At 68.4% G+C, this 20,113-nt stretch carries 21 protein-coding genes; 5 read left to right on the top strand and 16 right to left on the bottom strand.

Annotated features, from left to right (window positions below):
• The first annotated feature begins 78 nt into the window (after positions 1–78).
• Positions 79–594: a dihydrofolate reductase gene (locus ACTJI2_RS10655; RefSeq protein ID WP_192197911.1), complete on the top strand. Its 516-nt coding sequence runs from the start codon at positions 79–81 to the stop codon at positions 592–594.
• Positions 595–612: 18 nt separating this feature from the next.
• On the opposite strand, the gene ACTJI2_RS10650 is transcribed toward ACTJI2_RS10655, so the two are convergent.
• From ACTJI2_RS10650 to ACTJI2_RS10605, 10 genes are all read right to left on the bottom strand, one after another.
• On the bottom strand, positions 613–1,260 hold the full coding sequence (locus ACTJI2_RS10650) for a DUF1287 domain-containing protein (protein WP_203322873.1): 648 nt from the start codon (positions 1,258–1,260) through the stop codon (positions 613–615).
• A gap of 121 nt (positions 1,261–1,381) precedes the next feature.
• Entirely contained in the window at positions 1,382–2,230 is an 849-nt protein-coding gene (locus tag ACTJI2_RS10645) for a symmetrical bis(5'-nucleosyl)-tetraphosphatase (RefSeq protein WP_203322874.1), read from the bottom strand.
• On the bottom strand, positions 2,230–2,607 hold the full coding sequence (gene apaG, locus ACTJI2_RS10640) for a Co2+/Mg2+ efflux protein ApaG (RefSeq protein WP_183641171.1): 378 nt from the start codon (positions 2,605–2,607) through the stop codon (positions 2,230–2,232). The genes ACTJI2_RS10645 and apaG overlap by 1 nt, the downstream gene beginning before the upstream one ends.
• A 59-nt stretch (positions 2,608–2,666) precedes the next feature.
• Positions 2,667–3,464: a 16S rRNA (adenine(1518)-N(6)/adenine(1519)-N(6))-dimethyltransferase RsmA gene (gene rsmA, locus ACTJI2_RS10635; protein ID WP_203322875.1), complete on the bottom strand. Its 798-nt coding sequence runs from the start codon at positions 3,462–3,464 to the stop codon at positions 2,667–2,669.
• Between the two features lie 66 nt (positions 3,465–3,530).
• Complete coding sequence (gene pdxA / locus ACTJI2_RS10630) at positions 3,531–4,508, bottom strand: 4-hydroxythreonine-4-phosphate dehydrogenase PdxA (protein WP_440842071.1); 978 nt, start codon at positions 4,506–4,508, stop codon at positions 3,531–3,533.
• A 2-nt stretch (positions 4,509–4,510) separates the two neighbouring features.
• Positions 4,511–5,890, bottom strand: a complete 1,380-nt coding sequence (locus ACTJI2_RS10625; protein ID WP_318287656.1) for a peptidylprolyl isomerase — start codon at positions 5,888–5,890, stop codon at positions 4,511–4,513.
• A complete protein-coding gene (gene lptD / locus ACTJI2_RS10620) occupies positions 5,887–8,328 on the bottom strand; it encodes an LPS assembly protein LptD (protein WP_318287655.1) in 2,442 nt (813 codons plus the stop codon). Before lptD ends, ACTJI2_RS10625 begins: the two co-directional genes overlap by 4 nt.
• A 136-nt stretch (positions 8,329–8,464) precedes the next feature.
• Positions 8,465–9,373 carry a histone deacetylase family protein gene (locus ACTJI2_RS10615; RefSeq protein ID WP_183638807.1) on the bottom strand — a complete coding sequence of 303 codons (909 nt, stop codon included), beginning with the start codon at positions 9,371–9,373 and terminating at the stop codon, positions 8,465–8,467.
• A 4-nt stretch (positions 9,374–9,377) separates the two neighbouring features.
• Positions 9,378–9,938, bottom strand: a complete 561-nt coding sequence (locus ACTJI2_RS10610; protein ID WP_141455809.1) for a cob(I)yrinic acid a,c-diamide adenosyltransferase — start codon at positions 9,936–9,938, stop codon at positions 9,378–9,380.
• Positions 9,939–9,954: 16 nt separating this feature from the next.
• Positions 9,955–10,563: a hypothetical protein gene (locus ACTJI2_RS10605; protein WP_318287654.1), complete on the bottom strand. Its 609-nt coding sequence runs from the start codon at positions 10,561–10,563 to the stop codon at positions 9,955–9,957.
• Between the two features lie 110 nt (positions 10,564–10,673).
• Here ACTJI2_RS10605 and ubiH point away from each other — a divergent pair, with 110 nt between their 5' ends.
• Both ubiH and ACTJI2_RS10595 read left to right on the top strand, forming a co-directional pair.
• Positions 10,674–11,882, top strand: a complete 1,209-nt coding sequence (gene ubiH / locus ACTJI2_RS10600) for a 2-octaprenyl-6-methoxyphenyl hydroxylase (protein ID WP_318287653.1) — start codon at positions 10,674–10,676, stop codon at positions 11,880–11,882.
• The gene (locus ACTJI2_RS10595) at positions 11,879–13,057 is read left to right on the top strand and encodes a UbiH/UbiF family hydroxylase (RefSeq protein WP_440842068.1); all 1,179 of its coding nucleotides are present in this window, start codon (positions 11,879–11,881) and stop codon (positions 13,055–13,057) included. Before ubiH ends, ACTJI2_RS10595 begins: the two co-directional genes overlap by 4 nt.
• A 326-nt stretch (positions 13,058–13,383) precedes the next feature.
• Here ACTJI2_RS10595 and ACTJI2_RS10590 read toward each other — a convergent pair whose 3' ends face one another.
• From ACTJI2_RS10590 to ACTJI2_RS10565, 6 genes are all read right to left on the bottom strand, one after another.
• Positions 13,384–14,106 carry a hypothetical protein gene (locus ACTJI2_RS10590; RefSeq protein ID WP_318287652.1) on the bottom strand — a complete coding sequence of 241 codons (723 nt, stop codon included), beginning with the start codon at positions 14,104–14,106 and terminating at the stop codon, positions 13,384–13,386.
• A 108-nt stretch (positions 14,107–14,214) separates the two neighbouring features.
• Positions 14,215–15,114, bottom strand: coding sequence for an SMP-30/gluconolactonase/LRE family protein (locus ACTJI2_RS10585; protein ID WP_318287651.1), 900 nt, complete (start codon positions 15,112–15,114; stop codon positions 14,215–14,217).
• An 11-nt stretch (positions 15,115–15,125) separates the two neighbouring features.
• On the bottom strand, positions 15,126–15,461 hold the full coding sequence (locus tag ACTJI2_RS10580) for a hypothetical protein (protein WP_318287650.1): 336 nt from the start codon (positions 15,459–15,461) through the stop codon (positions 15,126–15,128).
• 80 nt (positions 15,462–15,541) lie between these two features.
• The gene (rlmM, locus tag ACTJI2_RS10575; protein WP_183638795.1) at positions 15,542–16,585 is read right to left on the bottom strand and encodes a 23S rRNA (cytidine(2498)-2'-O)-methyltransferase RlmM; all 1,044 of its coding nucleotides are present in this window, start codon (positions 16,583–16,585) and stop codon (positions 15,542–15,544) included.
• Between the two features lie 27 nt (positions 16,586–16,612).
• A complete protein-coding gene (locus tag ACTJI2_RS10570; protein WP_183641167.1) occupies positions 16,613–17,173 on the bottom strand; it encodes a nucleoside deaminase in 561 nt (186 codons plus the stop codon).
• Between the two features lie 2 nt (positions 17,174–17,175).
• Positions 17,176–18,930: a glutamine--tRNA ligase/YqeY domain fusion protein gene (locus ACTJI2_RS10565; RefSeq protein WP_192197902.1), complete on the bottom strand. Its 1,755-nt coding sequence runs from the start codon at positions 18,928–18,930 to the stop codon at positions 17,176–17,178.
• A gap of 106 nt (positions 18,931–19,036) precedes the next feature.
• Between ACTJI2_RS10565 and ACTJI2_RS10560 the strand changes: the two genes are divergently transcribed.
• Both ACTJI2_RS10560 and ACTJI2_RS10555 read left to right on the top strand, forming a co-directional pair.
• Positions 19,037–19,705, top strand: coding sequence for a glutathione S-transferase family protein (locus tag ACTJI2_RS10560; protein WP_183638791.1), 669 nt, complete (start codon positions 19,037–19,039; stop codon positions 19,703–19,705).
• Between the two features lie 44 nt (positions 19,706–19,749).
• Positions 19,750–20,019, top strand: a complete 270-nt coding sequence (locus ACTJI2_RS10555; RefSeq protein ID WP_183638789.1) for a putative signal transducing protein — start codon at positions 19,750–19,752, stop codon at positions 20,017–20,019.
• The last annotated feature ends 94 nt before the right edge of the window (positions 20,020–20,113 follow it).

Genomic DNA, 20,113 nt, shown 5'->3' with positions numbered 1-20,113 from the left:
CCGGCCTTCCCCGAAGATGGTGTGTGGCGAAAGTACGCCGCGTTCCCCCCGCCTGCAATACGCCGGAAGTCAGCCCGCATGAATCCATCCGTTTCCCTGTCGCTGATCGCCGCGCTCGATCGCCGGTACGCCATCGGCCGCGACAATGATCTGCCCTGGCGGTTGCCCGACGATCTCAAGCGCTTCAAGGCGCTGACCTTGGGCAAGCCGGTGCTCATGGGCAGGCGCACCGCCGAGTCGCTCGGTCGCGCGCTGCCGGGCCGGCGCAACCTGGTGCTGACCCGCCGTGGACAGGTGCCGTTCGCCGGCATGGAGGCGGTGGCGTCGCTCGAGCAGGCGCTGGCCTGGGCGGCCAGCGAGGACAATCCGGAAATCTGCGTGATCGGTGGCGGCGAGATCTACGCGCAGACCCTTTCGCTTGCCGACGCGCTGTACCTGACCCATGTCGATACGTTGGTCGAGGACGCGCACGCGCACTTTCCCCGCTTCGACCCCACCGAGTGGGACGTGGTGCGGCGCGAACCGCATCCGGCCGACGCGCGCCATGCGCATGCGTTCGAATTCATCGACTACCTGCGGGTGCGGACGGCCTGAGCCGGAGTCGCCGCGCGCTTACGGAAGCAGCGGCCGGTAGTGGCCGATGATGGGGTGCCGGAACAGCAGATCCTCTTCGCGGGTTCCCGCGCCGATGTTGTGCAGGATCAGCGGCACGCCGTCGGCACCCCGGCGGTCGGAGACGATGCCGATGTGCAGCAGGCCGCTGCCTTGCAGCTTCCAGGCGACGATGTCGCCCGGCGCGTAGTCCGTCGCCCGTGCGCCGATGGCGCGTTGCCAGCCCTGTTGCTTGAACCAGTGCATCTGGTTGGGCACCCGGCGGTGGTCGATGTTCCGATCCGGGCCGGACATGCCCCAGTCCTGCGGATAGGCGTGGAAGCGGGCCCGCATGTCCTCGTGGATGGCCTGCTGGAGATCCAGTCCCTGCGTGCGCAGGGCGCGGATCACCACGTCCGTGCAGACACCACGATCCTGCGGGACATCGCCGCCTGGATACGCCAGCCGGACATACGCGGGGTCGTAATTGCGGGTGACGCCGACCTGCGACCGGGCGGCCGCGACCAGGGGAGGGGAGGCGGCGGAAACAGCGCTTGCAGGCGCGCCCATCGCGGCGGAGACCGCGGTGGGCGCGGGAACTCGCGGGGACGTTGCGGTGGCCGGAGCACGTCCACATGCCGCCAGCAGCTGGGCGGACAGCAGGGCCATGGCCAAGGTGCGCGGAGGGACCGTCGGAATACGCATGGCCCGATTGTAGAGGAGCAACCTCCCACCGGTACGCCGAGATCGGTGAACTGAAAACAGCCGCAAGCCCGATGTTCGGGAGGCGTCAGTCCCGGCCCGCGAAGGAAGCGGGATCCACGTCGCGTCCGGGTACCTGCACGATCCGCAGTTCGTCGGTATCCAACTGCAGCGCGGTGAGCTTGCCGCCCCACACCGCGCCGGTATCGATCGCGTGCACGCCGTGGCCGATCATCAGGCCCAAGGTCGACCAATGGCCACAGACGATCTTCAGATCGCGCGGGGCGCGGCCGGGCACCTCGTACCAGGGATACAGGCCCTGCGCCTGGGTGCCGGGTGCGCCTTTCTCCTCGATCGCCATGCGCCCGCGCGGCGTGCAATAGCGCATGCGGGTGAGCACGTTGATGATGGCGCGCGCGCGGTCGTAGCCGGACAGGCCGGAGGACCAGTTGGGCTTGTCGCCGTACATGTTGCGGAACAGCTTGCGATAGCCGTTGCCGTGCAACTGCTGCTCGACCTCGCGCGCATAGCGCTCGGCGAGGCTGGTGGTCCATTTGGGCGCGAGCCCCGCGTGAATCATCATCCAGCCCAGTTCGCGGTCGGCGTGGACCAGTTTCTGTCCGCGCAGCCAGTCCAGCAGCACGCGTGCATCGTCGGCCAGCACCACCCGCTGCAGGTCCGGATTGACCTTGCGCTGCTCGTCCGGCGAACGTTCGCCGATCGCCAGCAGGGATAGGTCGTGATTGCCCAGCACCACCACGCTCTGCTCGCGCAGCGAATGCACCAGCCGCAGGGTTTCCAGTGATTGCCCGCCGCGGTTGACCAGATCGCCGCAGAACCAGAGCCGATCCCGTGCGGGATCGAAACGCAGCCGCTCCAGCAGCCGCTGGGTCGCGTCGTAGCATCCCTGCAGATCGCCTATCGCCCAGACCGCCATCAGTGCAGCGTCCGCGGAACCGAGAGGGTGAACTGGGGAATGGGGGCGTCGAAGCGGGTGCCGTCGTCGGCAATCATGTCGTAGCTTCCTTTCATGGTCCCGATGTCGGTTTCCAGCACCGCCCCGGAGGTGTATTCGAAGTCCTCGCCCGGCTGCAGCCATGGCTGCTCGCCGACCACGCCGGCACCTTCCACTTCCCGGACCTTGCCGTTGGCGTCGGTGATGACCCAGTGGCGGCCCAGCAGGCGCGCGGGCACGTCGCTCCGGTTGCGGATGCGGATGGTGTAGGCGAACACATAGCGCCCGTCCTCGGGCGCGGATTGATCGTCGAGGAAGCGGGTGGCTACGTCGATGTCGATGGCGTAGTCGTGTTTCATGCCGGACAGTGTATGCATTGCGGCGTGAAACGGGAAACGCCGCGCGGGCGCCGGAACGGTCAGGCCGTCGGCGCCACCGGTGCCTGGTTGGCCAGGCGGATGAAGGCGGCCACTTCCACCTGTTCGGCGCGCGCGTCGGGACTGATTCCTGCGGCTTCGATCGCGGCCCCGTCGCAGACCCCGCCCAGGGCGTTGCGCAGGGTCTTGCGGCGCTGGCCGAATGCGGCGCGCACGATTTCGGTGAAGCGCTGCGGATCCGCGACGCCAATCTCGGCGGGCGGGCGGGGCACCATCCGCACGACCGCCGAATCCACCTTCGGCGGCGGCCGGAATGCCCCGGGGGGAACCACGAACAACGGCGTCACCGTGCAGTACGCCTGCAGCATCACGCTCAGGCGGCCATAGACCTTGCTGCCGGGACCGGCGGCCATGCGATCCACCACTTCCTTCTGCAGCATGAAGACCATGTCGCGGATCGACGCGGCGTGTTCGAGCGCATGGAACAGGATCGGCGAGGACAGGTTGTAGGGCAGGTTGCCGACCAGGCGCAGGCGATCGTCACCGGCCAACTTGCCGAAGTCCACCGCCAGCACGTCCTTGTGGATGATGGTGAGGCGGCCGACGCCTTCGGATGCTTCCATCAGCGGGGTGATCAGATCGCGATCGAACTCGATCGCGGTCAGTTCGCCGTGCCGGCGCAGCAGCGGCAGGGTGATGGCGCCCTGGCCGGGGCCGATTTCGACCAGCCTGTCGCCCGGCTTGGGATCGACAGCCAGCACGATCCGCTCGATGTAGCTGCGGTCGGTGAGGAAGTGCTGGCCCAGCGATTTCTTGGGTGGCGCCTTGAAGGGGGGCATGGCGAGGTAGGGATTCGGGATTGGGGATTGGGGATTCGAGCGGGCAGGAAGCAGGGTATGCGTTTGCTAGCTTGCGGATTTCAGGGTGGCGATGCGGGCGCAGGTCTGTACCGCGGCGAACAGGCTGGACGGATCGGCAATGCCCTTGCCGGCCAGGTCCAGCGCGGTGCCGTGATCGACCGCGACGCGCGGATAGGGCAGGCCCAGGGTGAGGTTCACCGCCTGCTCGAAGCCGCTGTATTTGAGCACCGGCAGGCCCTGGTCGTGATACATCGCCAGCACCGCATCGAAGCCGGCGAGCTTCTGCGGCAGGAACGCGGTATCCGCCGGCAGCGGGCCGATCAGGCGCATGCCTTCCCCGCGCAGCGCGGCCATCACCGGCTCGATGACTTCGATTTCCTCGTGGCCGAGATGGCCGGCTTCGCCCGCATGCGGATTGAGGCCAAGCACCGCGATCACCGGATCGCCGATGCCGAAATCGTCGCGCATCGCAGCGTGGGTGATACGCAGCACGGAGGTCAGCGCGTCGGTGGTGATGGCGTCGGGGACCCGCCGCAGGGGCAGGTGGGTGGTCGCCAGGGCGACCCGGACGATGTCGTTGGCCAGCATCATCACCACCTCGCGGCCAGCGCGCGCGGCCAGCAGTTCGGTAGTACCGGTGTAGGCGATGCCGCCGGCGTTGATCGCGGCCTTGTGTACCGGGCCGGTGACCACGCCATCGAATTCACCGCTCAGGCAGGCGTCGGAAGCCTGGGCCAGGGCGGCGATGACGGTGGCGGCGTTGCGGGGATCGGGTTGGCCGAACCGGGTCGGGGCGGGATTGGCCAGCGGCCGCAGGCACAGCTCACCCGGCGCGCGGGCTTCCTGCTGTTCGTCGAGCAGCCGCAGTGGCAGACCCAGCGCGGCCGCGGCCGCCTGCATCACGCCCGGGTCGGCGAACGCCACCAGCCGGCAATCCCGGCGTGGCTGCTGGGCAAGCCTGACGCAGAGTTCGGGCCCGATGCCGGCCGGCTCACCCGGGACCAGCGCCAGGCGGGGCAGCATGCTCAGCCGCCGGGAGCGGACGCGGGCGTTTCAGCCGGTGCCGCCGCCGGCGCATTGGCCGGCGTGCCGTCGGTCTGGGCCTGAGCGCCGGTACGGATGTTCACGTAGGCTTCGCCGCGCATTTCCTGCAGGAATCGGTTGTATTCGTCTTCCAGCTTGCGGCGGCCGATGGTCTCGCGGACCTGGGCACGCTGGTTGGCATCGGTGACGTCGCTCTGGCGCGCTTCCACGCGCTGCACGATGTGCCAGCCCGCATCGGTGCGGAACGGCTCGGTGACCTGTCCGTCGCCGACACCGGCCACCTGCTCGCCAAACGCGGGACCGAAGGCATCGCCGGGGAACCAGCCCAGATCGCCACCTTCACCACGGCTGTTGGGATCCTCGGAGGATTCCTTTGCGACGGTGGCGAAATCCGCGCCACCGGCGATGCGGGCACGCAGGGTGTCGATCTTGGCCTTGGCCGCGGCAGCGTCCTGGGCCTCCGTGATGCGCACGAGGATGTGGCGGGCGTGGTATTCGGTGACGGTGCGCTTTTCCGCCTGCGAGGCGTCGCGGGTCTCCACCAGCTTGAGCAACTGGAAGCCGCTGGCGCCGCGCAGCGGGCCGACGACCTGGCCGGCCGTCATCGTCTTGAGCATTTCCACGAATGCGGTCGGGATTTCGTCCATGCTGCGCCAGCCCAGATCGCCGCCATCCAGCGCGTTGGGGCTGTCGGAATAGCGCACGGCCGCGGCGTTGAAGTCCATCTCGCCCTTGTCCAGCAATGCCTTGATGCCATCGATCTTCTGCTGGCCCGTGGTGATCTGCTCGGCGGTGGCGCCATCCGGCAGCGCGACCAGGATGTGCGCCAGGTGGTATTGCTGGCCGGAGCTGGCCTGCATCGCCAGGGCGGCGTCCACTTCACCCTCGCTGACCTGGATCTTGCTCTGGGCGAAGCTCTGGCGCAGACGCTGGACGGTGATTTCGTCACGCAGCGAGTTGCGGAAGTCGTTGAAGGACATGCCGTCCTGGGCCAGGCGCGCGCGCAGGGCGTCGACGGTCATGCCGTTCTGCTGGGCGACCGCGGCGACCGCGCCATTGATTTCCTGATCGCCGACCTGGATGCCGCTGCCATTGGCGCGTGCCACCTGCAGCTTCATCAGGATCAGGCGTTCCATGACCTGGCGCTCCAGCACTTCCCGCGGCGGCAACTGGCCGGGCTGGTTGGCGTACTGATTGACCACGTTGGCGACCGCGCGGTCCAGCTCGCTCTGCAGGATGACGTCCTCGTCGACGATCGCGGCGATCCGGTCCAGCGGCTGGAGCGTCTGGGCCGACAGCGGGAGCACGCAGGCGGCGGCCAGCAGGACGGCGGCGAGGGGGCGGTACAACTTGATGGTCATGGCAGCATATCCGGAGCGTAGCGGTTGTCGTCGTCCGGATCCGGCGCGGTATTGCTCGGCGGGACGAGATAGAGGTCGTCTCGGTAATAGCCGAGGATACCACGGCGCAGGGTGCGCTCCGTGTCCTGGCCGGCCGAGCCGAGGCCCTTGAGGACGAATTCGACCTGGATGGAATTGTTCATTTCCCCCTCGCGGTTGCGCACGTAACGGCGCACCACCGCGCGGACCGCCAGGCAGCAGCTATCCCACTGGACGCCGGCGATGCCTTCCAGCAGCTTGTTTTCCATGAACGAGTGGTAATAGCGGCCGACGATGCTCCAGGACGGGCTGATCGGGTACAGGAACGAGAAGTCGCCCTGTTCCAGCAGGTCCCGGCGATGGCGGTAGGTCAGGTTGACCACGCCGTCGTCGCCGATCAGGTAGCGCGCGCGCAGGCTGGCCAGATCTTCCCGACGGAACTTCGGATCCCACTGGTAGGAGGCGCCGATGGTCCAGCGATCGGTGGGGGCGTAGTTGGCATCGGCCACCCAGGCTGATTTTCCCTTCTGGATCGGGGCTTCGGAAGGGGAACGGGTGACCAGGCCATCTTCGAAGTAGCGGATTTGCCCGAGGCTCATCGATGCTCGTTCGAAGCCGTCGGACTGACGAAGGAAACGGGTGGTCAATGCCATCGTCAACTGGTTGGCGTCCGACTGGCGATCCGGACCCGAATAGCGGTTGTCACGGAACATCTGGCCCCAGCTGAAGGTGAAGGGGCGGGTGTCGAACAGCGGGATGCCATCCTGCTCGCGATACGGCACGTTGAGGTAGAACAGCCGTGGTTCCAGCGTCTGCAGGAAGCGGCTTCCCTTGATCTCGGTTTCGCGATCGAAGAACAGGCCCATGTCCACCGAGCCGATGGGCAGGCTGCGGTTGGGTGATTCATCGTAGTACGGCCGCATCATCGCGTCGGTGACGCTGCCGGCAGGCACGCCCAGCGCGCGCGCCGCGCGGGTGACCGCAATGCTGCGGGCCAGGCCGGGATCCAGGCGATAGTCGGTGTAGCGCCAGGCCAGGGTGGGACGGATGTACCAGGACGGTCCCTCGAAGTTCAAGCCGACGGTCGGCTTCAGATCCAGCCGGGTCCCGCCATCGCGCAGATCATGCTGGAAGCGTACGGCCTCGCTGTGCAGGCCGACATTCAGCCACTGGCCCAGCGGCCGCTCGTATTTGAAATAGGCGCGCGGCAAACGGTTGTACGGCAGCGAAGCCTTGGTCAGGTTGAAATCCGACAATTGCCAAGCATCGGCCATGATGCCACCGTTCCAGAACTGGCCCACGCCGTACAGGCCGGCGGTACTGGTGAGTGTGCTGGCGGTCAGGCCGCCGAGATTGTTGGCGAAGTCCTCTACATAGCGGGAATCGCTGATCCAGACCAAGTTGGCACGCGCCTGCCAGTGCTTGCTGAGGTTGTGGTAGCCGTTGAAGCGGAACAAGCCGCGGCTGTCGTCCGGATCCGGGTTGCGCTCGGGCACGAATTCCGGCTCGTGGGAGCGCGTCTCCAGCAGATCATCGCGATGCATGTAATTGCCCTCCAGCTTGCCGGCACCGCCCCTGTACAGGTAGCGGAACTCGGCCCCGAGGGCGAAACCGCGCTCGCTCATGTAGCGCGGGTTCAAGGTGGCATCGTAGTTCGGTGCCAAGTTCAGGTAGATCGGCTGGCGGTAGTCGAAACCATTGCGCCCGGAATGGCTCAGCGCCGGGTACAGCAGGCCGGTATGGCGCTGGTCGTCGATCGGGAACTTGAACCACGGCATGTACAGCACCGGCACATGGCCAAGCCGCACGGTCGCGCCGTGGGCCACGCCCCAACCGGTTTCGGTGTTCACGTCGATGCGCCGCGAACGCAGTTCCCAGCGTCGATCGGAGGGATCGCAGGTCGAGTAGGTGGAGTGCAGCAGGCTGCCTTCCGGACCCTTCATGTCGATGCGATCGGCGCCGCCGTTGCCGCGTCGCGACACCAGCTGGTACTGCAGGTTGTCAATCTGGTGGCGGTCGGCGTTCTGATCGCCGCGCGCGCTTTCGGCGACCAGGCGGATGCCGGCGTCCTGGTAGCGCACGTGGCCTTCGGCGGAATAGGTGTCGCTTTCCTGATCGTAGGTCAGGTTGTCCGCGCCCAGGAACTGGTCGCCGCGGACCAAGGCGACGTCGCCCTTGTACTCCAGGTTCTGTTCGGTGCCACCGAGCTGGTTGCCCTCGATGTGGGTGTCCTGGTTCGCGCGCGCGGCCCGGGCCTGCTCGGTGTTGGCGCCCGCGGCGGGCTGGGGCACGCCTGCGAAGGCCGGGACGGGATCCTGGATCGGACACAGCGCCCAGCTCTCGGGCTTCTCGTCCGCCAGCGCCGGCAGGCACAGGGCGATACTGAACGGCAGGGGCAGCAGGCGAAGGACTGGACGCACGCGGTACCGGGCTCCGGGATGGTTCGGTTCAGAAACGGCGGTTAGCTTGCCGGATCGCCGGCATGGCGGCAATGAATACCCCCGGCCGGTTTCGGGTCTGGTTCATGCAGCCCGAAGACGTCGCCAGCGGGTACGCTCAGCGCAGTTCGTCGACATGGGCGGCGGCGCACTCTTTCAGTGCCTCCAGGTCGTAGCCACCCTCCAGCATCGAAACCATCCGCCCGTCGGCGTGGCGGCGGGCGATCCGGCGCAGTTCCCGGGTCAGCCAGCCAAAATCCTCGGTTTCCAGCATCAGGTCGGCCAGCGGGTCGCGCATGTGGGCATCGAAGCCGGCGGAGATCAACAGCAATTGCGGGCGGAATTCCTCCAGCGCCGGCAGCAACTGGTCAGCCCAGGTGTTCTGGAAGCGGAAGCCGCCGCTGCCCGGCGGGAGCAGGGCGTTGAACACATTGCCCGCGCCGCGCTCGTAGGGCGCGCCGCTGTAGGGGAACAGGCCCGATTCGTGGGTACTGAAGTAGGCCACCCGGGGATCGTCGTAGAAGATCGCCTGGGTGCCATTGCCATGGTGCACGTCGAAATCGACGATCGCGACCCGCTCCAGGCCGTGTTTCTCCAGCGCGTGGGCGGCGGCCACGGCGATGTTGTTGAACAGGCAGAAACCCATCGCCGTGCCGGAAGTGGCGTGATGGCCAGGGGGGCGCACCGCGCAGAAGGCGGTGCCGGCTTCCCCGTGCATGACCGCGTCGACCGCGGCGATGCCGGCGCCGGCGGCACGCAGCGCGGCCGCGCGCGAGGCCGGGACCATCACCGTGTCCGGGTCCAGCATGCGGTGGCCTTCGAAATCGGTGTCGAGCACGTCCTTCAGCAGCGTCTCGTCGTGCACGCGGCGCAGATCGCCCAGTTTGGCCAGCGGCGCTTCGCGCCACTCGAGGTCGCCATGCGCGCGGCGCAGCACCTCCAGCACCACCTCCAACCGTGCCGGCCGCTCCGGATGTTCGGGACCGGGGTCGTGCGACAGGCAGGCGGGATGGGTATAGATGATCACGGCGTCAGGTGGGACGCCGCCGCTCGTGGTTCCAGAGCACTTCGCCGTGGCCGTCCGCGCGGGCCAGCACCCGCGCCAGCACGAACAGCAGATCCGACAGCCGGTTGAGGTAGCGGATGGCTTCCGGTCGCACCGCATCGTGGCGGGCCAGGGTGACGGTCTCGCGTTCGGCCCGGCGCACGATGGTGCGGGCCAGGTGGCAGCGCGCGGCGGCCTCGCCACCCGCCGGCAGGATGAAATCCTTCAACGGTGGCAGCGCTTCGTTGTAGTGATCCAGGCGCGCTTCCAGCGCGTCCACGTCCTCGCCGGTGATGGCGGCGTGGCCGGGAATGCACAGTTCGCCGCCCAGGTCGAACATCTGGTGCTGCACTACCGTCAACAGGGCGGCGACGTCCTCGGGGACATTGGGCGCGGCGAGAATCACGCCGATGGCCGAGTTGGCCTCGTCGACCGTGCCGTAGGCGTTGACCCGCGCCGAATCCTTGCCGACCCGGCTGCCGTCACCGAGTCCGGTGGTGCCATCGTCGCCGGTGCGCGTGTAGATCTTGGAAAGACGGTTGCCCATCGCGGTATCCCTCCGCTCAGCGCGATGCCTTCTGGTGACCCAGGCGCGCCAACTGCTCCACGCCGACGTGGGCGATCACGGCCAGGCCGACGTAGATGGCCGCCACGCGCAGGTAGGGGAGGAACCAGTCGCTGTAGTTCTTCCACCAGCCGGCGACGGTGGGATTGGGCACGACGTCGCTGGACAGCCAGTAGAAGCTGCCCTGGCTCAGCAGGTGGCAGACCACCACCGAGGCGAACAGGCTGGCCACGGTCACCGCCAGCACGCGGCCATGCTGGCCGCCATGGCTGGCATGGAAACGACGGACCAGCAGGCCGCCCGCCCACAGGGCGAAATAGGCCGGGACCAGGAACCAGTACGCCGCCGAGGTGCAGTAGTGCGCCCAGAAGTTCATGCCCTGGCCGCTGATCACCACGTAGTCCACGGCGACGGCCAGCACCATCAGCAGCGGGAACGCCCAGCGGGTCCAGCCGCGCAGGTAGAAGCCGCCAAGGAAGAACACCGCCCAGGAAGCATCCGGCACCGGGCCGAAGTGGGTCAGCGTGGCCGGCAGGTGCAGGCGGGTGGCCGTCATCAGCAGGGCCAGCAGGACGAGGACGGCGGCGCGTTGGGAGTTCGTGTTCATGCAGACGGATTCCGGAGGCTCAGCGCACCATTCTAGCGGACCGCGGCGCGCACCGGGCCGGCGGGCGCGTGGTCACCGGTCCGTGCCGGCCAAGCCGGTATCATGTCGGCATGACGCAACGGCATGACGTGGTAATCGTGGGAGGTGGCCTGGTCGGCGCCAGCCTGGCCATCGCCCTGGACCGCCTGGGCATCGACGTGGGCCTGGTGGAGGCGACGCCGGGCACGACGATGCCGGCGGTGTTCGACCAGCGCAACCTGAGTTTCGCCGCCGCCACGGTCAACGCGCTCACCGCGCTGGGCGTGATGCGGAAACTGCGGGCCGCGCCCGGACCGATCCGCCGCATCCACATCAGCCGCCAGGGCGATTTCGGGCGGGTACGCCTGGAGGCCGCGGATTACGGCCGCGACAGCTTCGGCCAGGTGGTGGTGGCGCGCGATTTCGGCGAGGCGCTGGAAGCGCGGCTGCGCGAGCTGGACCATGTCACCCGCTACCGCCCCGCGCGCTTCGTGGCCCTGGAGGAAGGCGGCGAAGGGGGCCGTCGGCTGCGGCTGGCGGGTGAAGCCGGCGAGCAGATACTGGACGCGCGCCTGCTGGTGGCCGCCGATGGCACCCGTAGCCAATTGCGCGATGCGCTGGGCATCGGCGCGCAGGAACACGATTACGCGCAGACCCTGTTCGTCGCCCGCGTGCGCGCCGAACACGCACCGGACGGCACCGCCTACGAACGCTTCACCGCGACCGGCCCGACCGCGTTGTTGCCGCGCGGTGATCGCCACTTCGGCGCGATCCACGGCGTGCCTTCGGAACAGGCGGCCAACGTCGCGGGATTGGACGAAGCCGCCTGGCTGGGGCGCCTGCAGCAGGCGTTCGGCTGGCGGATCGGACGCTTTCTGGCCAGCGGCGAACGCAGCGCGTATCCGATTACCCGCGTGGTGGCCGAACGCCTCACCGCGCCGCGCGCGGTGCTGGTGGGCAATGCCACGCAGACCCTCCATCCGATTGGCGCGCAGGGATTCAATCTGGGCCTGCGCGATGCGCTGACCCTGGCCGAGCTGATCGGGCAGGGCGGAGATCCGGGTGCCGACAGTTTGCTGCGGACCTACGCCGACCGACGCGCCGAGGATCGCCAGCGCACCCTGGCATTCTCCGACGGGCTGGCCCGGCTGACCGCCAATCCGGCCCCGCTGCTGCGGCCGCTGCGCAGCCTGGGCCTGGCGGCCGTGGACGTGTCGCCAACGCTGCAGGCCTATCTGGTCGGCGGTGCAATGGGCTTCCGTGGTGATGTACCGGCGCTGTGCCGCGAGGTGGCGGCGTGAGCAGGCGCGGACAGATGGACGCGGTCATCGTCGGCGGCGGCGTGGTCGGCGCGGCCTGTGCGCTGGCACTGGCCGAAGCGGGTCTGGAAGTGGCGCTGATCGAAGGGCGCGAACCGACGCGCTGGTCGCCGGACGCACCGGACCTGCGCGTCTATGCCTTCGCGCCGGACAACGCCGCGCTACTGGAGACGCTGGGCGTGTGGCGCGCGATCCGCGAGGCGCGCGTGCAACCCTATCGGCGCATGTGCGTCTGGGACGCGGCCGGCGGTGGCGACATGGTGTTCGACGCCGACACGCTCGGCCATGCGCAACTGGGCTGGATCCTGGAGAACGCCCTGCTGGTCGATCGCCTGTGGGCGGCGCTGCCGGCGGCCGGCGTGCGCCTGCATTGCCCGGCGCGCGTGCAGGAGGTCGAACAGGACGATGCGAGCGTGCGCTTGAAGCTGGAGGACGGCACCCGCCTGGATGCGCGCTTGGCGATCGCCGCCGACGGCGCCGATTCCAGCCTGCGCGAGGCGGCCGGCGTGGCGGTGTCGCAGCACGACTATGCCCAGCGCGGCGTGGTCGCCTACATCCAGACAGAACGACCGCACGAAGACACGGCATGGCAGCGTTTCCTGACCACCGGTCCGCTGGCGTTGCTGCCGTTCACCGAAGGCCGCAGTTCGATCGTCTGGACACTTCCGGAAGCCGAAGCCTTGCGCGTGCTCGCGCTGGACGACCAGGCGTTCGCGCGCGAACTCACCCAGGCATCGGCGGCCCGCCTCGGCGAGGCACGGCCGGTCTCCGCGCGGGCTGCATTCCCGCTGCGCCGGCAACTGGCGCAGCACTACGTGTCGGGACGGATCCTGCTGGTGGGCGATGCCGCGCACGTGGTGCATCCGTTGGCGGGGCAGGGCGTCAACCTCGGCCTGCGCGACGTGGCCGGGCTGCATGCGCTGGTCCGCGATGCCCAGTCACGCAGGGTCGACTGGAGCGCACCGCACCGTCTTGCGCGCTGGGCACGCCAACGCCGCAGCGAAAGCACGACCGCCGCCTATGCCTTCGACGGCATCAACCGCCTGTTCTCCAACGACGAGATGCACCTGACCCTGCTGCGCGGACCGCTGCTGGGCCTGGCCGGCCGCCTGCCACCGCTGGCCAATCTGTTCTGGCGCCGCGCCTCCGGCCTGTAATCGTAGAGCGGAGCTCGCTCCGCTGCTCTTCTTGGAGGCGCCCCAACGCAAGTGCGGCGTGTCGTTTCCGCGCGATGACAGGATTGCCCCCATCCCAACCTTCCCCCGCAGGCGGGGGAAGGGGCGACACCCACGAGGAAACGAGCGCAACACGCAAACGGCTCCCTCCCCCGCGTGCGGGGGAGGGCTGGGGTGGGGGCGCTCCAACGCAAGCTCGGTGCTGCGGGCAGAGCCGTGCTCACTCCGCTGCTTTCGCGGTTGAGCACCGCGGCCGCCGAGCAAGCTCGGCGCTACAAGTGGACTTGCCCGGCGCCCGGCTCTGCCAATCACCCCGGCAGGAACGGGAAAACCAGCTTGAGCAGCGCCTTCAGGCCGCCTTCGGCGGTGCTGGCGATGGCGTCCGCGCCCAGGCTGTTGAGGGCATTGCGGGCATCCTGCCAACGCAGCTTGCCGACATCCTTCTTCAGCAACTCCGCGACTTCCTCCGACGTCGGCGCCAGCTTCTTCAACTCGCCGCGGATATGCGCCGGATCGGTCTGCAGGAAACCCCAGCGCTCGGCGATCGCCAGCAGGGTGTCGAAACGCACCGCCACCACTTCGCGGTTGCGTTCGTAGACCGGCAACGCGCCGACATCCAGGATCGCCTGCTCGAACTGCTGCTGGTCATCCGGATGCTCGATGCGCACGGCCAGGAAACCGTCCTTGCGACTGCGCTCGCTGACGTGCTTCGCGCCGGCGCGCAGGTTGGCCTCGGTCAGCACGGTGGCGACGATGCGTTGCAGCGCCGCCTCGCGCTCCTCCGGCACCAGCGCCCGCCAGCGCGCATAGCCATCGCGGCGCAGCGCCTTCACCTTGGCCGGGGTGACCCGCAGCTTGCCGGCGACGATGAAATTGGACTCCGCGCGATCGATGGCGCCGTCGCGTTCCAGCAGCACGAAGATCAGCAGTTCCAGGTCCCGCTTGGTCAGCGACTGGAATCCCTGCAGCAGGGTCAGGCGCAGGAATTCGTTGCCGAACGCGGCGGGATCCTTCAGTTCGATGGGCAGCATGGGAGGGGCTCCGGGTCAGGGAAGCATCTTGCCATGCGGGCATGTCACCGCCTGAGACCCCATGCGGCGGCGCTCACAGAACCCGAATCCGGCTCCCGCTTCGGCAGGTCAGCGCCCGTGTTCACGCCCCGGCCGCGCGCTCCGGAACACCTCGACCGCGCCGCGGTCCTGCAGGGTCACGTAGACGGTGCGGCCGTCCTCGCCGCCGAAAGCGACGTTGGTGGGCTTCTCGCCCTTCAGTCGCACTTCGCGCAGCAGACGGCCCTCCGGCGAGACCACGGCCACCGTGCCAGCACCGTAGCGGGCGATATGGAGATTGCCGTCCACGTCGGTGCGCATGCCGTCCAGGCCATGATCCGGGAAGCTCATCAGCAGGCGCTTGTTGGAGACGTTGCCGCTGCCGTCCAGGTCGTACGCCCACAGGTTCCGCTGCACGCTTTCGTTGACGTACAGGTGTTTGCCATCCGGGCTTACCTCCACGCCGTTGGTGGTACCCATGCCGGTTTCCAGCAGGTGGACGCTGCCGTCGCGATCGATGCGCCACAACTGGCCGCCGCCGTTCTTCCAGTCCGGGTCGCTGGCGTACAGGCGTCCGTCCGGGGCCAGCGCGATGTCGTTGGGCTGGTGCATGCGCGGATCGTGCGCGAACACTTCCACGCTGCCTTCGGCGTCGATGCGCAAAACGTTGTGGCCGCTGTAGTCGGCCACGTACATCGCGCCGTCCGGCGCGAAGCGGATGCCGTTGCCGGTGCTGCCGGCCGGCAGTTCGACGAACAGTTCGGCCTTGCCGCTGCCATCGGCCTGCGCGCGCACGCGGCCGATGGTGCCGTCGCGTCCGAAACTGACCAGGTAGAGATGACCATCGGGACCGACGGCCGGGCCTTCGATGCCCCGCGAGAAGACGCCGTCGCCGACGTAATCGCGGGCGACGTATTCGGGTTCGGCGGCTTCGCTGGCGGAAGCGGTCGAGGCGAGGATGGCGGCGAACAGGCAGTGGCGCAGATTCATCGATGGGTTCCTCAGCGGCCCAGGGCGTACAGCGCGGTAGCGAAGGCCAGCACCGCCACCGTGGTGGCGATCGCGGCCAGGCGGTTGGCGCGATGCAATTGGCGTTCCATGCGATCGGCACCGACCTGCAACACCTCGATGGTCTTCTGCATGTCGGTGGCGAGCCGGCTGATCGAATCGGCATTGCGGGTCGCGGCGGCCTGAAGCTCGGCAATCTGCTCGTCGATGATCGCCAGTCGCTGCACCTGGGTGGTATCGATAGGGGGCGTGCGGGTGAACAAGGGCCTGGCAAGCCGGATGATTTCCGGCAGCGAGGACGCGGCGATGGTGATCCAGGTGGCGGCCATGTGACTCCTGCGCACGCCAAGAGGACGTGCCTGATGAACTGGCACCGATACTAACCCGCGCGTGGCGGACGTGCGGTCGATCAGGAATGCCGCGTAGCGAACACCGTGATCTCTTCGCGGTCGTGATAAAGCTGGCGTGCACGTACCGTCAGTGGCCGCGATGCCTGCTCGGCGAACAGATCCAGGCACAGCCGGGTTTCGTCCCAGCGCTTCTTCATCGGCAGCTTGAGGTTGAAGATGGCATGCCGGCACCAGCCTTCGCGGAACCATGTCGCCATCCGTTCGGCGACCCGGCGCGGCTGCTCGACCATGTCGCAGACCATCCAGTCCAGCGATTGCGCGGGCTTCCAGTGGAAGCCGTCCGCGCGCAGGTGCTCGACCAGGCCGGTGTCCAGCACATGCTGGCGCAACGGACCGTTGTCGACGCTGGTGACCCGCAGGTGCTGGCGGGTCAGCACCCAGGTCCAGCCACCCGGCGCCGCACCCAGATCGGCGGCGGTCATGCCCGGTTTCAGCAGGCGAGCGCGCTCGTCCGCGTCCAGCAGGACCAGCAGCGCTTCCTCCAGCTTCAGCGCCGAGCGCGAGGGCGCGTCCGGCAGCAATTTCAGGCGCGGGATGCCTAGCGGCCAGGGCGAGGCATCACGCGGCTGGCTGCGGGCGAGAAAGGCGTGATCGCCCTGCACGAACACCACGTGCAGCCGTGGCAGGCGCGTGTCGTCCTGGGCGCTCAGCACGCCGGCCTTGCGCAACGCCGGCCGCAGCGCGTTGCCGAAGCTGCGCGCCAGTCCGGCCAGCGGCTTGGCACTATCGGAATCGGGATGTTCGACCCACAGATCGCCGAAGCGCTGGCCCTCCAGCGCGGCCAGCATCGGGCTGATGCGGTCGCGTGGATCCAGCCCGCGCAGTTCGGCGAGCACGCGCAGTTTCTGCCGCGCGAATACCAGATCCCGCGACGGCAGGGCGCGGTCCAGCGCGTCGGCCTCGTCGCTGGCGAACAGCACGTAGCCGTCATTGCGCTGCGCGCGCGCGTAACCGGCGATGCCGGCCATCGCCGCGCGTTCGGTCAGTTCGGCGGCCAGCTCCGGCTCGAAGCCCTGGCGGCAGAAACCGAGCAGGCCGCTCATCGCCGCGCTCCGCGAGCAACGCCGGCGTCAGTACTTGTCGCCACCGGATTCGCCGTAATGCTTCAACACCGCACGCGCATCGTCGCGGCACAGGTCGCGCGCCACTTCGATGCCGCGCTTGTTCAACTCACCGACCCAGTCGGCCGGCAGCGGGCCTTCGTCGAACTCGGTCAGTTCCATCACGTCCTCGGCGCGCGCGCCGATCAGCAGGCGATCGATGCCGGCCCAGACGGTGGCGCCATAGCACTGGCAGCAGGGCTGCGAGGAGGTGGCCAGGGTGATCGGGCCGACCCGCTCGTTCAGGCGCGGCGTCTGCAGGCGCTGCTGCGCCAGCATGTAGGCCATGTTCTCGGCATGCGCCAGCGAGCAGGTATGCGGCATCACCCGATTCACGCCGACCGCGATGACGCGGTGATCCGGGCCGAACACCACCGCGCCGAACGGGCCGCCGCTGTTGGCTTCCACGTTCCGGCGCGACAGCGCGATCGCCAGGCCGACCTTGTCCTCGTCGCCCGGGTACACCGCGGCGCTGTCGATAGCGTCGTGCACCCATGCCGGCAGGGTCAGGTGGACCTGGGCGTACAGCATGCTCATGCCTTGGCCCAGGTGTCGCGCAGGGTCACGCTGCGGTTGAACACCGGATTGCCGGCGGTGTGGTCATAGCGGTCGGCAACGAAGTAGCCGATGCGTTCGAACTGGAACGCCTGTTCCGGCGCGGCAGATGCGGCGGCCGGCTCCACGTAGCCCTGCACGGTCCGGCGCGAGTCCGGATTCAGGTGGTCGCGGTAGGTCTTGCCTTCGGATTCGTCATCCGGGTCGGCCACGGTGAACAGGCGGTCGTACAGGCGGATTTCCGCCGGCACCGCGTGGCGCGCGCTGACCCAGTGGATGGTGCCCTTGATCTTGCGGTCCGCGCCGACCATGCCGGGACGCGATTCCGGATCCAGCTCACCGCGGATTTCGATGACCTGGCCGTCGGCGTCCTTGATCACTTCGTCGCAGCGGAAGATACCGGCGCCGCGCAGGCGCACTTCACCGCCGGGGATCAGCCGCTTGAAGCCTTTCGGGGGCACTTCGGCGAAGTCCTCGCGCTCGATCCACAGTTGATTGGAGAACGGCACTTCGCGCGAACCGAAGCCCTCGTCCTTGGGATGGTTCGGGAACACCAGCGATTCGCCGTGGCTGTCCGGCAGGTTGGTGATGACCAACTTCAGCGGATCGATGACCGCCATCCGGCGCGGCGCCGCCGCGTCCAGGTCGTCGCGCAGCGCGCCTTCCAGCACGCTGTAGTCGATCAGCGAGTTCTGCTTGCTGATGCCCACGCGATCCACCATCAGGCGCAGCGCGGCCGGGGTATAGCCACGGCGGCGGATGCCCTGCAGGGTCGGCATGCGCGGATCGTCCCAGCCATCCACCAGGCCGTCGTTGACCAGCGCGAGCAGCTTGCGCTTGCTCATCACCAGGTAGTTGAAGTTCAGCCGCGAGAATTCGATCTGGCGCGGCTTGCCGGCTTCGCGCGGCAGGCCCTTGTCCAGCAACGGCGCCAGCAGTTCCGGATGGTTGGCCAGATCGACCTTGTCCACGCACCAGTCGTACAGCGGGCGGTGATCCTCGAACTCCAGCGTGCACAGCGAGTGGGTGATGCCTTCCACTGCGTCGCCGAGCGAGTGCGCGTAGTCGTACATCGGATAGATCGGCCAGGCGTTGCCGGTGTTCTGGTGCTCGACGTGCTTGATCCGGTACAGCGCCGGGTCGCGCAGGTTGATGTTGCCGCTGGCCATGTCGATCCTGGCGCGCAGGGTGCGCGCACCGTCGGCGAATTCGCCCGCGCGCATGCGCCGGAACAGGTCCAGGTTCTCTTCCACGGAACGGTCGCGCCAGGGCGAATTGCGGCCGGGCTCGGTCAGGCTGCCGCGGTATTCGCGGACCTGTTCGGCGGTCAGGTCGCAGACGAAGGCGTCGCCCTGCCGAATCAGTTTCTCGGCGGCCAGGTAATACACCTCGAAGTAGTCCGAGGCGTGGCGCAGGTCGTGCCAGTCGAAGCCCAGCCAGCGCACGTCGTCCTGGATCGCGGCGACGTACTCGGGGTCTTCCTTGGCCGGATTGGTGTCGTCCAGGCGCAGGTTGCAGACGCCGCCGAACTCGGCGGCGATGCCGAAGTCCAGGCAGATCGCCTTGGCGTGGCCGATGTGCAGGTAGCCGTTGGGTTCCGGCGGGAACCGGGTCTTGATGGCGTGGTGGCGGCCGCTGGACAGGTCCTCGCGCACGATCTGGCGGATGAAGTCCCGCTTCTCGGGGGCGGTGTTCTCCGGCGTGGCGGCGGCGGGGGCGGGGGTCTCGGACATGCGGGGCAGGGTGGTTCGGGGCAAACGGGGAGTTTAGCCGGTCCGGTCCCCGCCCGCGTCGCGCCGGGCCTATCCTGTACGCCCTTTTCCGCACCGGAACCCGTGCATGAGCCGCCCCATCCTGATCATCGGCAACAAGAACTACTCGTCCTGGTCGCTCCGGCCGTGGCTGCTGCTGCGGCAGTTCGGGGTCGAGTTCGACGAGATCCGGCTGCCGCTGGACACGCCGGAGTTCTTCGCCGAGGTCAAGCGTTACTCACCGACCGGCAAGGTGCCCGCCCTGTGGGATGGGGATTTGCACCTGTGGGATTCGCTGGGCATCTGCGAGTACGTCAACGAACGCTGGCTGGACGGCGCCGGCTGGCCGCGCGAGCGAACCGCGCGGGCGCTGGCGCGGGTGGCCGCCGCCGAGATGCATTCGGGGTTCGCCGGCCTGCGCACCCAGTTGCCGATGAACAGCCGCCGCCAGCCTGACGCCTACCGCTGGGACGGGGCGGCCCAGCGCGACATCGACAGGGTGCTGGCGCTGTGGTCGGAGCTGCGCGCCCGTTTCGGCCAGGGCGGCGACTTCCTGTGCGGCGGCTTCGGCATCGTCGACGCGATGTTCGCGCCGGTGGCGATTCGCTTCGACGGCTACGGCGTGCCGGTGGACGGCGTGGCGAAGGACTACATGCAGGCGCTGTTCGCGTTGCCGGCGATGCGGGAGTGGCGCGAGGCGGGGGCGCAGGAGACCGAATCCGTGCCCGGCACCGAGGCGTTCCGCAAGGCGCCGTAAAGCCCGGACGGTGTAGCCTGCGGGCGATTGCTGGAGATGTGCCGATGCGAGTGGTCTACCTGGCCGACAACCTCTTCGATGCCCACATGGTCAAGCACGCGCTGGAGGACGCCGGCTTGCCGGCGTTCGTGTTCGGCGAATCGCTGATGGGCGGCATGGGCGAACTGCCGCTGTTCGGCGTGTTGCGGGTCTGCGTGCCGGACCCGGCCTGGCCAGAGGCGCAGGACGTGGTGGCGAGGCTGCCGTTGGCGAAGCCACCGGAAGGGGACGAGCCCGCGACGGATTCGCCGGAAGGAAGCCCGCTGCCGGCCTGACGGGCCGCGAGGCCGTGGCGGGGGCGTGCCGTGTGGTTGCTCCTGCTTTCTTTGACCTGTGCTGGTACTGCGAGGTCAACGCCCCGACAAACCG

It is taken from the genome of Pseudoxanthomonas sp. 22568, from assembly GCF_052044485.1.
Lineage (GTDB): Bacteria > Pseudomonadota > Gammaproteobacteria > Xanthomonadales > Xanthomonadaceae > Pseudoxanthomonas_A > Pseudoxanthomonas_A beigongshangi.
This window is presented reverse-complemented; position numbering and strand designations above follow the sequence as displayed.